Genomic DNA, 14,505 nt, shown 5'->3' with positions numbered 1-14,505 from the left:
ATACTAATTAATAAGGCATTTGTTCTCCCTTATAATTTACAAATGGAATATCTAATTTGGGATTGATGGTTTTATCAATCAGTTTATAAATTCCCTGCGCGGACTCATTTGGTTCAATCTGTGCATTTTCCGCTCCCATAACTGTCTGCATCCGGCCTGGATGTACCATAAAGATACGGATATGTTCTTTTCCTTCGGTATGGGCCAGATAGTTCCGAATCTTCTGGGTGTACATATTGGCTCCATGTTTGGAAACGGAATACGCAAGGTAATTATGTCCGCCCGGTTCTAAATGACCGGCCTCGGAAGTAATGTTAATAATACAGGGATCATGGGACTTATATATAAGCGGTATAAATTCCTTCAGGACTATAGCCGGTCCGACAGTATTAACCTCCAGGGTTTTTCGGAATATCTTAATATCTATATCACGAATAACATCCGTGGTATCGTATTTGGATTCAAATAATACTCCGGCATTATTGACAATAAAGTCTAAGTGGTTAAAACTTTCAGAGAATTCTATCGCTGCCGATACTACTTCTTCTTCCTTAGTCACATCCATTTGTAAAATCAACATTTGATCTTTGTATTGTTCCTTAAGCTTTAACAGTTCCGTATTATCTTCCGGATATCCTAGCCAACACGCAATCATCTGATTGCCTTTTTCCAGTCCAAGTTTGACAAGTTCATAACCCAATCCTCTGCCGGCACCTGTTACTAATCCGATCATAAATAATCTCCTCCTTTTTTAAGTTATTTTATTAGATGAGTGCGAAACAATAGAGTCCATTAAATATTCCATACGATTTAGGACACTGCTTATTTTTTGTCAAGACTCTGTCTAAAAATCAAGCTAGACAGCTTGATTTCCCCGACGTAAGAGGCTTGTAAAAAATAGCGAAATTGACCTTTTGACACTCGAATCTTAATTATCGATCTCTAATAATTCCAACGTCAGTTTTAAAGTTTCTTTTGCGTCAATATAGGAGTAACGTCCGCCAATCCATTCCCCTTTTTGAATCTCTTTCATCCCGTTTCTCTCAAACTTCTCAACAATATTTTAATTATACCTATTTTGCAAGCTGTTTTTCCAAGCAACAAATAGCATTTTTTGAGATTTTATGACGGAGGTTATTATGATATTAACTAATGCTTCTTTTGAAAATCTGGAATTTGAAGACGGATGTTATATTAATGTTTCCCTCGCTGAAAATACGGAAGCATTTCCTTCCCATTGGCATAAAGAAACAGAGATTATTTTGCCCTTAGAGGGAAATTATCTGGTACATATCAACGGTGTGCCTTATCATTTAGGTGCTTCCGGTATATTATTCATATCACCCGGAGAACTTCACGAGATGCCAAAACCCATGGAGGGCTCTCATATGATCTTGCAGTTTAATTTTTCCCTTATCAATAATTTAAAAGATTTTAATTTCTTCAGCTCCATTTTTCAGACGATCAAGCTGATAACAAAAGATAATGACCCGGATATTCATAAGGAGATTTTATATTTAATGTTGGAAATCCGAGAAGAATATATCTCCGGAACTGATTTTAAAAATGCTATCATGTACTCCAAACTTCTTCAGATTTATGTACTGATTGCCAGAAAATATACTAAGATGTCCAACCATTTTCCGGATATTACAACAAATAAACATCAGGAATACATGGCTAAATTTACACAGATTTTTTCTTATATTAACGATCATTATACAGAAGATCTTACGCTGGAATCCATAGCTCAGATGGCAGGCTTCAGTAAATTCCATTTTTCAAGGCTGTTTAAGCAGTTAACGAATATGTCAATAAACGATTATGTGAATTTAAAGCGGATTACGGAGGCTGAGGTTCTCTTACTCAATCCGAACCTTTCCATAACTGAGGTATCTATGCAGGCAGGCTTTAACTGTCTGTCCACATTTAACCGGGCTTTTAAAGAAGCTAAAAAATGCACTCCAACGGAATTTAAGAAACTTTATATCCCCAATGAGAACCCGGGGTAATGGTTTTTGTTAAGTCACAACTATATTTTTTGCTTTTGGGACATGAAAAAAGGAACCAGCAGTACTAAAAATGTATCCTTAGTATTCTACTGGTTCCATTGTATTTATTATATCAGTTTAAAATTAATTTAATGCTTCACAAAGTGCCACCAAAGCCAAAGATTGTCCATACGCCATAGGTGCGATCATTATATTTTTGTAATGTTCTTTATCCATTCCTATTCCGGTTCCGGCGGATACATTTAATACCGTTCCGTCAATTGCTATGTTATTACATATTGCTTCAATTGCCTTATCCGCTTTTATTTTATAGGCATCATCAAGGATTCCCAGCCTTATTCCCTTTAAAATACCGGTTACAATAGCTGCTGAACCTGAGACTTCCTCATAGCTGCTTTCGTCATCCAGAACCGTATGCCAGAGACCGCTGTCAGATTGCAAATCAATTAATCTGATAACCTGTGCTTTCCAGGTATCTTCCAGATATCTCTTTAAGCCGCTCTCCATTTGTCCGTGAAAAGCTTCGATAAAGTCAACTAAACCAAAAGTAAACCATGAATTTCCCCTGCACCAGAACACCTCACCGAAATTATTATTTTCTTTAAAGGTCCAACCATGATAAAATAACCCTGTTTTTTTATCGTATAGATATTTAATATGTAATAGAACCTGATGGATAGATTCTTCAATCCAATCTTTCCGATTATATTTATGTCCCATTTTATTTAAAAACAATACTGCCATAAACAGCGTATCAATCCATAGCTGTTCTTCGTGCCGTGCAAAAGCATCCCGGTTGCCGATAGCACTGGTAGTATGTTCAAAACCGGACTCTTTTGTTTTGGGGAGTTCATTCATTAACCATTCTGCCCTTCTCATACAAAGGGGTTCATATTCTGTATTTTGAAATTTGTCCAATAGATCAACTAATGTTAGAAGCGGAGCTGTTGTATTGATATTCGCTGACGGAAGCCCCTTATCCATATTCGTTTTAAACCAGTTTTTAAAGAACTCCGTATACTTATCCTGCTTCAGAAAAAGCTGTAATTTATTAAGTCCATACAATCCAACTCCTTGCGGCCAATCCCATTCTTCGATACCAAAATCTCTTGCAATTAATCCGGATTTTCTCGCATTTTCCGAAGTTGATTTATCACTGTCGTAATCAGCGCCGCCCAGATTCATTAATTTTTCAACTATGAGATTAATCTTATCTAATAATATTTCATTTGTCATTTTATTTATTATTCCTTTCATCTAATGTTGTCCAGAAATCTGCCCCAGGTATTCTGTTTCAAATACCATACCGGGATAATTTTCCGGATTAGGATTAAGTGCTTTACTTACTAACAAGAATATAGTAAATAATACTATAATATAATAAAAAAAACTTTGGGATATGTTTAAAAAAACGACAGATTTATTATTTAAATCTATTTGGGATACGATCGTCAGTTGCCCACTGGGCAAAGACTCCACCGCAGACTCAGATAAAAAGGAAAGGTGATCACGGTTATACAGCGATCACCTTTCCTTCCACTATTATTATATCAAATCTAATCAATAACAACAAGACTGTTTTTCTGAGGATAGTTATGCTAGAGTTATTGATGACGGTTTTGGAAGTAATTTTCCTGCCGATTCTATGTAAGGGGTGATTTCCATAATGGAAAATATTCAAAAGGATTTAACATTTGAAAAGGAACGATTAGAAAGCACAATATCCTTAGCAAAAAAACAGCTGAATCAGGCCAAGCAGAAAAACGAGAAGAATAAATCTGCTATCATTACTGCTAAAAAAGAGTTGCGTGAAAATACATCTCACTTAATTTCAGCCCTTTGGACTTCAGATGGTTTTGAAGCCCTGGCAGAATTAAGTCAGTATGCGAATCCTATTACAGATAAGATTATAGACTATGAAGAGCTGGAAAACAAAATTGCACTTTTGGAAAATTTAATCAAATCACCTTATTTCGCCAGAATTGATTTTAAATTCCACGGTGAAAATACATTTGAAAAAATATATATCGGACGTTCTTCTTTAAGGAAAGACAATTCCTACGATATGTATGTTTATGACTGGAGGTCGCCAATAGCAAGTGTCTTCTACCGTTTTGTATTGGGGAACGCATTTTATGATGCACCTGGCGGAAGAATAACCGGTGAAATTAATTTAAAGCGTCAGTATGAAATTAACAATGGAATTTTGGAATATTTTTTTGATGCTGACGTTCAAATCGTAGATGAATTTTTAAGAAAACTATTATCCCAGAACACTTCCTCTAAGATGAAAACGATTGTTGAAACCATACAAAAAGATCAGGATATTGTTATTAGAGATATGGAAAATGACTTAATGATGGTGCAGGGAGTGGCCGGCAGCGGCAAAACTTCTATAGCCCTTCATAGAGCTGCATATCTTATGTATCAGGGCCTGTCCTCCAAGCTTTCCTCTATTAATATCCTTATTATTTCGCCCAATACACTATTTGAGCAATACATCTCTAATGTATTACCTGAACTCGGAGAAGAGCATGTTGTTTCAGTAGTATTTGAAGAAATGCTTACTAACCTGTTGCAGATTGACCCGATACAGTCAAGAAATCTATTTTTAGAGAACTTAATCCTAAATTCCGGATACCATGATATTATAAAAAGCAGCATAGAATTTAAAACCTCGCACCAGTTTTTAGAAATCTTAAATAAATTTATTGGGGATTTACCACATAGATGGATAGAGTTTGAGGATGTGTATTATAATGATCAGTTTATTGTCAGTAAAGAACTACTAAAGGAGAAAATATTAGGCAGAAAAGAAGTTCTTTTAGGGGTGAAATTAAAGCAGTTAGAAGATTTTATATTAGAATTAATATATGCGTCAAATATACGTATAAAGAAATCAGATGAATTTATCATAAAAAAACAAATACAAAAATTTACCGAACTGAATATATTAAATCTGTATAGGAAGTTAATTTGTAATAAAGAATATTTTTATAGTCTATCGGAGGGTTTTAAGCTTCCGGACTGCATAGAAGATATTTTAATATTTTCAGCGGAAAACTTAAGTACCAGTCTTTTATACTATGATGATGCAGCTGTTCTCGCTTATTTACAATTAAAAATTAATGGAACCAACGAATATAAAAATATAAAACAAGTGGTAATCGATGAAGCACAAGATTATTATCCCCTCCATTATGAAATCTTTAATTTATTGTTTGCAAATTCCAAATTTACGATTTTGGGAGATATAAACCAAACTCTTGAAAAAAGTGAAGATCTTTCCTTATATGGTCATATTGAAAATATATTAAATAAGAAAAAATCATCTCTTGTTACAATGGATAAAAGTTTTCGCTGTACCAATGAAATCTTGCTTTATAGTTCCAAATTCATTAAGCAAGACATAGAAATAAAGAGCTTTAATAGAAAAGGAGCGGAGCCAAAAGTCTTAGCAGCCGACAGCCAATCATCACTAAATGACATGATTGTTGCAGAAGTAAAGTTCTGTCAGCAGAAAGAATATCAATCCATCGGACTGATCTGTAAAACCGAAAAAAATGCTCTGCATTTATATGAGTGCCTAATAAACAGCCTGGATATTCAAATCATTAGAAATGAGAGTACTGCAGATCTACAAGGTATTTTTATTATACCTGTATATATGTCAAAAGGGCTTGAGTTTGATGCTGTTTTAATATGTGACACCGATACCGCCAATTATAATAATGAAGAAGATAAAAAATTATTATACATTGCGTGCACAAGGGCACTGCACAGGCTCAATCTGTTCTGCAAGGGAGACATTAGTCCGTTATTATAAAATAAAAATCCCAGATATGCTCAAAACGCCAATGCTCAAAACACCATATCTGGGATTTAATAAGTTAATTACCTATATCTAATTCTAAGGCTGTAAGATTTTCTCTCCGTCAAAGAAGAACATACCATAACCACTTCCTGTCTTACCGCCTGCAATCAAATGCTCTGCATAGGCTTTTTGTAAAGAAGTTTTTTGCGGCAGCTCATTTGGCGCCTTGAAACAATCTTTACCAAATACTCTCCAGTCATTTTCAAATTTATCTTCCGTTTCACCCTCTATATAAGTAAAATCCTCCATAAAGCTTCGTATATTCAGGTGTTCAGGCAGAAATTTCCTGTGCTCCGGATATAACAGCCAGGAATGACAAACCATAGGTATCGGCTTACCGCCGAAATCATCTTTATAAAATTCAAAAGCTCTTTTATAGGAATCCATTCGCTTATCTTTCGAAAAAGAACCGCTGGAAGGAATATGCATATTAATAACTTTATCACCCTTTTTCAGGATATTGCCTGCCACCTCAAACTCATCCAGTTTAAAGTCTGTGTATTCATACTGTAAACGACCCAGGGCAAACCTGGTCATCTGATAAAAACCCGGATACCATGTTCTAACAAATGTTCCCCAAATACCGTAAACCTCATAACATTCCAACAGTTTATAGTTAAGATCACACATGGAATCCCAGTATATTTTCTCAGATACTTCTTCCTCTTTATATTTAGCAAGCAATTCTTCCCCACACCAAAGCAACAGCATCATTGACATCGTATAACTATGAACATTCATAGTTTCCGCCAAAGTATCCAGTTCTTCATAAACCCCATCTGTTTCCCCACTCATAAAACGTTCAGCCAGTTCTTTAAATTTCTCACGGTGTCCCGCAACATGCTCAATTTTTCTACATAAATTAGTATAGACCTCCTGCGCTTTAAGTGGAAATTCAATCTTCTCCATGAAATACTCAATAAAATCCAGTTTGCTTTCCATTTACCTACCTGCCTTCTCCTGCTTTTTAGAAATTGGTCCGTAGCCAACAAATTCAGAAATTACCTTGAATCACTGTTCTAACCGATTTTTTTTCTGTTATGAATTATTCTATATTATTGTATACAAATGTAAAATAAAAGTCAAATGAACTTTATAACCGGTTATAAGAATCTCTCAAACATTAACCTTTTTTCTTATCAGTTAAAGAAACCCATAATACCCAATAGTAATACTAAAACTGCAGAAAACATCTCTAAGTTCTTTGAAAGTTTTTGAGATGTTATATGTCTGCCTAATATACAGCCTGCTTTTATAAAAATAAAACTAGCCGCCGCACAAATTAACGGTGTTACGGAAACCGACATTCCTGCAATACCTGCACCAATTCCCATTCCCATATTATTTATACTTAAAAATATCCCTATCAGCAAGGATTCCCTGAGCTCTATCACTTTGGAATTATCCTTATCAACAACGGATGGATCCTGCGTATACTGATGTTCTCCTTTTTTGTCAGAATACACTGTATTAAATAACATATAAACTGCAAAGCCAACAAGTACGATACTGCCTATTATGTCAGCCATTTCTGCGGAAACAAAACCGCCAAGTGTTTTTCCTATAAACATGGAAAACAGTGTACCGCATAGACAAAGAAATGAAATAAAGAAATTGGAAGAATTGCTGATAATAACTTTTTTAATACCATAGTTGAAAGCAATTATAAAACTGTCGGCAGTTGCCGCAAATGTCAAAAAAACAATCATTAATATTCCCATAAGAAAACCTCTAAAAATTAGTCGTTGTTTATCTTATGCGAATGTTGTCGTTTTGTTTACAATGTTGATAGCAGCCGAACCGATAAATTCAATTCTTGTATATTATTAAATAAAATGCTACTATTATTAGGTAACCAGTAAATATCTCATCTAAAAGGAGGTAATTATGAGATTATTTTTTTATGTTCTGAACAAAACCGAAAAATTAGATACAATTTTAACCGAATTTGCTCATAATGGTATAAGTGGAGCAACCGTACTGGAGAGTATGGGAATGGCAAGAATCCTAAGTCATAAACATGATGAAGATGAACTTCCATTTTTGGGTTCCTTAAGAAAATTATTATATCCCGAAAGAGAAAAAGGCAATTTAATATTTGCAATTATCCATGATGAACAGCTAAAGGAAGCAGTAAACATAATAGAAAAAACTGTCGGCGATCTTAACATTAAAGATAATGGAATTGTGTTTAGCTTACCTATAGATTATGTAAAGGGGATTATTGACAATGGAAAATAAATTACTTATTGATGTGGCTCTACTACTTTTTTCCGGGATTCTCTTCGGCAGACTTGCCAAATTTATAAAATTGCCTAATGTGACCGGTTATTTAATTGCCGGTCTATTATTAGGACCTTCCATCTTGGGTTTTATCCCCGCGGAAATGGTTAATAATTTTAATATAATATCTGATATTGCATTAGGTTTTATTGCCTTCTCGATTGGAAGTGAATTTAATTTAAATTATTACAAAAAAGTAGGAATTGCACCTGTTATTATAGCCATAGCTGAGTCTTCCGGCGCAATCATTTTAGTAATCGGAGTATTAATCTTATTGAAATTTGATTTAAAACTCTCCATAATGTTAGGAGCAATTGCAGCTGCTACTGCACCAGCACAGACTATTATGGTAATTAATCAATATAAATCAAAAGGTTCACTGACATCCATGTTATTGAGTGTAGTAGCAATAGATGATGCAACAGCATTAATTGGATTTGGTATTGCTACTACTATAGTCAACTTAATTTCATCTCATACAGATACGAACCTTATATTATCTGTATTGTCCCCTTTTTATGAGATATTCATTTCTTTTATCCTGGGAGCTGTAGCCGGTCTTGTAATGAAGTTATTTTTTCGATGGTTTAAGAAATCCTCAAACAGATTATGTATCATAGTTTCCTTTATATTATTTACCTATTGGATTGCTACTGTCTTGCATGGTTCACCATTGCTTGCCTGCATGGCCCTGGGTGCAGTTTTAGTAAATACTTTTTCAGATATCGAAAATATTATGACTATCTCTGATTCTTTTAATCCTCCCATTTATATGATCTTTTTTGTTATTTCCGGAGCCGGGTTTGATATATCGGCTTTAAAAGGAATTGGATTAATAGGTTTATTATACGTGGTTATGCGCATTGTAGGTAAATGGTTCGGTGCTTGGTTAGGAGGACGTATTACCAAACAAGATAAAAAAATCTGCAAATACCTAGGTCCTACATTAATGCCGCAAGCCGGAGTTGCTTTAGGATTAGTTGCCGTAGCCGGAAGCCTGGTTCCTGATTACGCTCCTCAGATACGCGTTATTATTTTGTGTTCCACTTTTATTTATTCAATTATCGGCCCGATTGCCGCCAAAATAGCTCTTGTAAAATCGGGTGAAATTGTTTTATAGTTAGTGAAAAAAGCTTATGCAATATGAACGTTTTAGTCATTGCATAAGCTCTTTCTTTAGATACTTCTACAAAAAACAGCATTTACATAGAGGCCATTTTTTTGCATTCATCCGCACACATCTGACAAATCTGTGCACATTTCTGGCAATGATCATCCTGAAACATAGAGCAATCATTTGCACATCTGTCACAGATCTGTGCACATAAGGCGCAGTGCTGTTTTGAAAATTCTCCGTTCATTGACATCATAGCTACGGACATCTGACACATCATGGCACATTCTACGAGCATACTGACGCAACTTCTGCGGGCACTCAAATCCTCTTCATTCAAACAAGCCTGAAAGCATTCATAACAAGCCTGTGTGCATTTTGTACAAGCATCAATACACGCCTGATTTCTCTCAATTGTATTTGCTACTCCTAACATACTTATATCTCCTTATAATAAAATTTAAATTTAGGTAATTGCGAAACTCACATATTGTATCTATATGTCATACAATTCATACAATTTCAAAGTTGAATCTTGCCCAGAGGGCAACTGAAGCTATGAAATTTGTATCAATTGTATGGCATATTCAAAAAACTATTTCGTTTCGCAATTGCCTAATAAAATTTACATTATCAATTATGTTTGATTATGAGTAATATTATTCGTCTTAACAATAATTCATATAGATAAATATCATATAACGGTGAGTTCAGATTTGTATTTATTATCAATTGCGTATTTATATTATTTCTTAGTTATTTAGCATATATAGAAATAAAGAATAAAATCAAGAGAATATATGAATCAGAAAAATATTATTTATCCATTTCAATCAGAGAATAAATCCTACGGTAAATTACTGGTTAAAGTTAATAATGAAATGAGCAAAAAACCTGTTGAAAATGCTACGGTACGGATTTACAATATGAAAAACCAAAGCAAAATATTAGAAGAAACTCAAACCAACATATCCGGTCAAACATTGGTAATAGAATTATTAGCTCCTCCTGTTTATTATAGTATGGAACCATATGATGTTCTGCCTTATGAACCTTATATACTACAGATAAGCGCTCCAGATTTTCAGACTGTAGAAATCTATGGTACACAGATTTTTCCGGAAGTTCTGGCAATTCAGCCTGTTAATCTGTCACATGCATCTAATACAATAGATACTAAAAAAATTATTATTGGGGCACATACTCTTTCCGGATACTATCCTCCCTCCGTTGTAACAGAAATCGAAAAAGAAATTATCAACACGGATGAACCGGTGATAATTCCTGATCATCTGATCGTTCATACCGGCATACCCTCCGATACCATAGTACCTAATTTATGTACCGGTTACAAAGATTATATCAAAAATGTAGTATCTAATGAAATCTATCCTACCTGGCCCATAGAAACCATATATGCGAATATTTTTGCTACTTTATCTTTTACTTTAAACCGATTTTATACCAACTGGTATCCAGGACAGGGTTATGATTTTAATATTACAGACACGAATGTATTTGATAACAAATGGATTTATGGAAGAAATTATTACGACAATATTAGTAATATAGTGGATTCTTTTTTCTACTACTATTTATCAAAACCCGGAATTACCCAGCCACTTCTGACTCCTTACTGCAAAGGAGCACTAATTAAATGCAGAAACATGATGGAAAAATGGATATCAAAAGATCTCGGTACGGATGGTTATCAAGCAATTAATATTCTTCGATACTTTTTTGGTGAATCCTTATATTTAAATTCAACAAATAATAATGCAGGAGTCTCATATTTATGGCCGGGTGTAGAGCTATCAATTGGTTTCTCCGGCGATGCCATAACAATAATTCAAGATTATTTAAATAATATTGCTACGGTCTATCCTGAGATACCTGTGAATAAAAGTAATGGTATCTATAGTAAAACTACGGAAGAAGCTGTTAAAGTATATCAACGTATATTTAGTTTACCTATTACCGGTAAGGTGGATGTTGGAACCTGGTACAGTATAATGCTGTTCTTTAACAAATATAACAATACTGTCCTTAGATGTTAATTGTTCGAAATCTGTGATCGGATTTTGAATTAGTAATTGCAAATTACACCTTACCTGGTGTCCGGTATTTAGAAACTGCCTTCATAGAATCATTTATCTATGAAGGCAGTCCGTTCTTATTTATTATTTAATTTCATTGGGTCAGAGCAATCGTATCCCTTAAGCATAATGCTCCAAACCCAAAGGTTGGATTGGGATAAACCTGCTCAAAGCTTAAATGTCTTGCACCTGCTATTAAATAAGCTTTCATTTTCTCTCCATACATGTAAGGGTCATTACCATTAACAATCCCCCATTCCATCATAAGTGCCACACTTCCCGTAACAAATGGCGTAGCCATAGAGGTACCGGAACGGCTTGTATATCCTCCTCCCGGTGCCGCTGCCGTAATATTTACACCGGGTGCTACTAAGTCCGGTTTGACGGAGGTAACTCCTCTTGGAAATCCTCTTCCGGAGAAAAACGCAAGACTGTCATTATAAGCATCATAAGCTCCCACTGTAATTGCCCGCTCTGCAGTCGAGGGTATCGTAAGCGTTGTTTGTTCCGTAGGTCTTAAAAATTCAGTCTCAGGTGTTAATACCCCACCCGAGGGAAGCCACATGTCATAATTGCCTACTACGATATCGATAGGAACTAATTCTATATTCCAGATTCCTGATTCTATATAATCTCTAACCGGTATAAACTCAATATAGATCTCCTGCTGCACATTATAGGGAAGAGGCTTACCGTAATATAAGAAAATTTCCGTCTGACCGATTCTAAATTGCTGAGTTCCAAGCCTCTCCGGAATCGGCCCCACCCGGGTTCCTCCGGGTGAAGTTATAACAATTTCAAACCGGTCATAAAAGTTTTTCCATATCTGTAAATTAAAAGTAAATTCATAGGCTCCTACTGCCAATTCTATAATTTCTCTTTGAGCACCCGGGTCACCGCTTAAGATACCTCCTGTATGTTTCCCGGCGGCACCCTCATTGCCGGTACCGATAACTATATTGGTCTTCCAGCGGTTTGCTATTTCATTTATGTAATTCTCAAGTAATGAATTTCCGCTATGAGAGCCATAATTATTACCAAAACTGATATTGATGGCTATTGGCCTGTTAAGTTCAATCGCTCTTTTGATACAATAATCGATTCCCTGCATCAGCTGAGTCGTTCTGGGAAAGGAATCACCCACGGAGGTACCCAATTTTACTATAAGTAGTTCACTCTGGGATGCAACTCCCCGGTTTCTTCCATTACTGGCCCGACCATTCCCGGCTGCAATACTGGCCACATGGGTGAAATGTTTGAATACAAAAATTATCTTTAAAATCTCCAATGAATAAAAACTTCCTGATTATTGTCTGTATCCTTTTCTCCAACTTCAATATAATCAATAAATTCATTTATAATCTCATGATCTAAGGTATCAAAGTCAGCCAACTTCCTTATTAAATCTTCTTTTTTATCCTGATAGCTGCTTTTATTCAATAGATCACTTATCTCGAGTTTTAACTTTTCAGATACCATATATAAATTCTCTACTTCAGTAGTTAATGAATTCTTTATCTCTATATATTCCTCCTTAGACAAGATTTCATTTGCCTTATCTACATATAATGTGGCTAATGCTTTTTTTGTTTTTTTCATCTTATCTTCATTATTACTTAATTCTGATTGTTTACTTGATATCAGCTTCTTATCATTGTTCTGTAAGATTAAAAATTCACCTATCTGATTTTGTCTCAAATGATTATCAATAATAGAATGGATTCTCTCTTCCAATATCTCAAGCAAGGTTGAATACCGAATTGAGTGAGGGGTACATTGTTCCTTTTTAGACCTTTTGTATAACTGACAATATAAATAAATATACTTTGTATTTCCATTAAATCTGGCTAAAGTACTGCCACAATCCTTACATTTCACCTTACCGGCAAGTAAATTGATTCTTTTCTTTCCATCCTTACAAGATGTACGGGCATATCTTCTGGTTTTTATTATTTCTTGAACCAAATCAAATATATCTTTTTCAATAATAGGTTCATGGCAATTAGGAACTATAATCCATTCTGATTCAGGGACAGCTATAACCTTTTTACTTTTATAATTGACCTTACGTTTCCTGCCCTGAACCATATCTCCTATATATATACGATTACTTAGCATACTTTTTATTGTTGTAACTCCCCAGATACCATTTTTCCCAAAGGTTTCGTCTTTTAATGTATGTTGGTAATTAAAGCCTTGCAGCTTCTTATAAATTGTAGGAGTAGGAATTTTTTCCTCATAGAGTTTATCACATATTTGCCTGTTTCCCAGCCCTTGCACAGCGTAGTTAAATATTTTTTTTACGACAGCAGCAGCTTCTTCATCAATAATTAGTTTGTGATTGTTTTTGGGGTCCTTTTTATAACCATATAGAGCGTAAGAACCTATAAACTGCCCTTTCTCCATCTTAGTACGAAATACACTCCGAATATTTTCTGAAAGATCCTCACAATACCATTCATTTATTAATCCATTGATCTGCCTGGCCTTTTTATTTCCTTTTATATCAGTATCTACATGATCAACTACTCCGATAAATCGAATCCCGATGATAGGAAATAAACCATGTATGTATTTTTCCACCAGTTCCATATCTCTGGTGAATCTTGACTGTGTCTTACATATTATCGTATTAAAACAGCCATTTTTTGCATCTCGGATTAATTTCTTAAATGCCGGTCTCTCACTATCAAGTCCGGAATAATCATCATCAAAATAGATGTTATAAACAGCAAATTTATGCGTAAAGGCATAATCCATCAAAAGCATCTTTTGATTCTGAATACTTGCACTTTCATCACCTTGATTGATTTTATCCTCGTCTTCCTTTGATAATCTGCAATACAGAGCTGCTTTCTCCGTATATGTATCTAACACACTACTTTCATTGACAGGCAAATCAGTAAACTGAAAATTCAACTCATCCTTTTTCCAACTTGCCACCTTTAAACCAATCCTTTTTGCTTATTTTTAATCATCCTAACAATTATTTGTGTTATAGTCTTCTGCCTCTCTTCTTTAGAGGATTCTTTGAAAATTTCTTTAATAACTATCATGCGTTCACCTCCATACCATTTATGTATGATTGATCAATAGTAGTATATTTATTTGATTTCTTGTCCTATT

The 14,505-nt window shown here is 34.7% G+C and carries 12 protein-coding genes; 5 read left to right on the top strand and 7 right to left on the bottom strand.

What is annotated here, in order from left to right; all coding sequences use genetic code 11:
• Positions 1–7: 7 nt before the first annotated feature.
• Complete coding sequence (locus RBU59_RS24970; RefSeq protein ID WP_308145188.1) at positions 8–733, bottom strand: SDR family NAD(P)-dependent oxidoreductase; 726 nt, start codon at positions 731–733, stop codon at positions 8–10.
• A 406-nt stretch (positions 734–1,139) separates the two neighbouring features.
• On the opposite strand from RBU59_RS24970, the gene RBU59_RS24965 reads away from it, so the two are divergent.
• On the top strand, positions 1,140–2,012 hold the full coding sequence (locus RBU59_RS24965) for an AraC family transcriptional regulator (protein WP_308145187.1): 873 nt from the start codon (positions 1,140–1,142) through the stop codon (positions 2,010–2,012).
• A gap of 123 nt (positions 2,013–2,135) precedes the next feature.
• Here RBU59_RS24965 and RBU59_RS24960 read toward each other — a convergent pair whose 3' ends face one another.
• Complete coding sequence (locus tag RBU59_RS24960; RefSeq protein WP_308145186.1) at positions 2,136–3,269, bottom strand: glycoside hydrolase family 88/105 protein; 1,134 nt, start codon at positions 3,267–3,269, stop codon at positions 2,136–2,138.
• A gap of 409 nt (positions 3,270–3,678) precedes the next feature.
• Between RBU59_RS24960 and RBU59_RS24955 the strand changes: the two genes are divergently transcribed.
• On the top strand, positions 3,679–5,838 hold the full coding sequence (locus RBU59_RS24955; RefSeq protein WP_308145185.1) for a HelD family protein: 2,160 nt from the start codon (positions 3,679–3,681) through the stop codon (positions 5,836–5,838).
• An 84-nt stretch (positions 5,839–5,922) separates the two neighbouring features.
• Here the strand turns inward: RBU59_RS24955 and RBU59_RS24950 are convergent, their stop codons facing one another.
• Complete coding sequence (locus tag RBU59_RS24950; RefSeq protein WP_308145184.1) at positions 5,923–6,828, bottom strand: acyltransferase domain-containing protein; 906 nt, start codon at positions 6,826–6,828, stop codon at positions 5,923–5,925.
• A gap of 197 nt (positions 6,829–7,025) precedes the next feature.
• Positions 7,026–7,607 (bottom strand): manganese efflux pump, encoded by a 582-nt coding sequence (locus RBU59_RS24945; RefSeq protein WP_308145183.1) that lies wholly within the window; start codon positions 7,605–7,607, stop codon positions 7,026–7,028.
• A 166-nt stretch (positions 7,608–7,773) separates the two neighbouring features.
• Between RBU59_RS24945 and RBU59_RS24940 the strand changes: the two genes are divergently transcribed.
• Complete coding sequence (locus RBU59_RS24940) at positions 7,774–8,127, top strand: hypothetical protein (RefSeq protein ID WP_308145182.1); 354 nt, start codon at positions 7,774–7,776, stop codon at positions 8,125–8,127.
• Positions 8,117–9,289, top strand: a complete 1,173-nt coding sequence (locus RBU59_RS24935) for a cation:proton antiporter (protein ID WP_308145181.1) — start codon at positions 8,117–8,119, stop codon at positions 9,287–9,289. The genes RBU59_RS24940 and RBU59_RS24935 overlap by 11 nt, the downstream gene beginning before the upstream one ends.
• 82 nt (positions 9,290–9,371) lie before the next feature.
• Here RBU59_RS24935 and RBU59_RS24930 read toward each other — a convergent pair whose 3' ends face one another.
• On the bottom strand, positions 9,372–9,719 hold the full coding sequence (locus RBU59_RS24930; RefSeq protein WP_308145180.1) for a four-helix bundle copper-binding protein: 348 nt from the start codon (positions 9,717–9,719) through the stop codon (positions 9,372–9,374).
• Positions 9,720–10,083: 364 nt separating this feature from the next.
• On the opposite strand from RBU59_RS24930, the gene RBU59_RS24925 reads away from it, so the two are divergent.
• Positions 10,084–11,340: a peptidoglycan-binding domain-containing protein gene (locus RBU59_RS24925; RefSeq protein ID WP_308145179.1), complete on the top strand. Its 1,257-nt coding sequence runs from the start codon at positions 10,084–10,086 to the stop codon at positions 11,338–11,340.
• 133 nt (positions 11,341–11,473) lie between these two features.
• Here RBU59_RS24925 and RBU59_RS24920 read toward each other — a convergent pair whose 3' ends face one another.
• A complete protein-coding gene (locus RBU59_RS24920; RefSeq protein WP_308145178.1) occupies positions 11,474–12,667 on the bottom strand; it encodes a S8 family peptidase in 1,194 nt (397 codons plus the stop codon).
• Positions 12,655–14,322 (bottom strand): recombinase family protein, encoded by a 1,668-nt coding sequence (locus RBU59_RS24915; protein ID WP_308145177.1) that lies wholly within the window; start codon positions 14,320–14,322, stop codon positions 12,655–12,657. Before RBU59_RS24915 ends, RBU59_RS24920 begins: the two co-directional genes overlap by 13 nt.
• Positions 14,323–14,505 lie beyond the last annotated feature (183 nt).

This window comes from Anaerocolumna sp. MB42-C2, assembly GCF_030913705.1.
GTDB lineage: Bacteria > Bacillota > Clostridia > Lachnospirales > Lachnospiraceae > Anaerocolumna.
This window is presented reverse-complemented; position numbering and strand designations above follow the sequence as displayed.